This window comes from Stutzerimonas stutzeri (genome assembly GCF_024448935.1).
In the GTDB taxonomy this organism is placed as follows: domain Bacteria; phylum Pseudomonadota; class Gammaproteobacteria; order Pseudomonadales; family Pseudomonadaceae; genus Stutzerimonas; species Stutzerimonas stutzeri_AO.
This window is the reverse complement of record NZ_JAMOIE010000234.1, coordinates 1-1180: the sequence shown is the minus strand read 5'-3', so window position 1 is coordinate 1180 and position 1180 is coordinate 1. Positions and strand designations below refer to the sequence as shown.

Annotated in this window: 2 protein-coding genes; both read left to right on the top strand. The window is 58.9% G+C overall.

The genetic code is table 11. The features are described from left to right. The coding region (locus tag NA637_RS25065; RefSeq protein ID WP_256075298.1) for a DUF3987 domain-containing protein at positions 1-866 on the top strand (866 nt) is incomplete at its 5' end. Beyond that, positions 863-1168, top strand: a complete 306-nt coding sequence (locus NA637_RS25060; protein ID WP_256075296.1) for a hypothetical protein — start codon at positions 863-865, stop codon at positions 1166-1168. The genes NA637_RS25065 and NA637_RS25060, both read left to right, overlap by 4 nt. The last annotated feature ends 12 nt before the right edge of the window (positions 1169-1180 follow it).

The window sequence follows — 1180 nt, the reverse complement described above, 5'->3', positions numbered from 1 at the left end:
TGCGCGACGAGCTAGGCGGCTGGCTTGCCACGATGCAGACAGAGGACGGCGCGGTCGGACGCGCTTTCTACCTGGAGTGTTTCGACGGCAGCGGAAATTTCGTCTATGACCGGATTGGGCGCGGGACGGTATTCATCGAATCGTGCTGTCTCTCGCTCATTGGCGGCATTCAGCCGTCGCGTATAGCGCCGCTGGTACGCGGAGCGGTCACTGGTGCGTTGGATGACGGCCTTGTGCAGCGCCTGCAATTGGCTGTCTGGCCTGATGACGACAAAGAGTGGTCTTTCGTAGATCGCTGGCCGAACCAGGCCGCTAGGGAGCGTGTCGAGGGTGTGATTCATCGCCTGGACCAAATGCCAGACGACCCTCGTCACGCGCTTCATTTTGTGCCGGAAGCGCAGGAGCTGTTCAACGCTTGGTATACGGAGCACATGCTCGAAATCAAGCGCGACGAGATTCATCCGGCATTGCAGTCGCACTTTATGAAGATGCCGCAAACCATCGCCGGACTCGCTTTGCTGTTCGGCCTAATCGACGGTGGAATCGAAGCTGTAGGGCTTCACGCGACCGCTAGGGCGCTGGATTGGGCCGATTATCTCAAGTCCCATGCGTGCCGTTTGTATGGCGCCGCGATCAACGCCCCGCTTATGGCCGCAAAGCTGATCCAGGAGCGCAAGGACAAGCTACCCGAACCGTTCACTCCGCGCGACGTGATGCGCAAAGGATGGGCCGGCCTGGAGACGCTGGACGCGGTGAATGATGCTGTCTCGATCTTAGCCGAGAACCACATCGTCATCGGCTATGAAGTTGCTAGCGAGAAGGGCGGTCGGCCATCGAAGCGGTACGTTTGGCGGAGGGCTGCATGATGGGACGCTGGATGCAGCAAATCCAAAAAGGGGTCGATGCCGTACCGACAAAACCGACACAACCTAGTTTTGTCAGTTCTGTCGGTAGCCCATCCGGCGATTTTGAGAAAAAGCAGGCTGCGAACGACCCGCTAACGCCGCAGCAAGTTGGCTGGCTGGCATCCGTCGCGTCTCTGCTGGAAGTGGCAACCCACCATCTAGTTGAGGGCAGATTTATTGACCGACATGACTTGGACGAGCAGCTTGATGCCGAACCCTCGGAAGTGGCGCGCCTGATCCGCTCTGATCCCCGCTGGTACTAACTCGTGCCCATC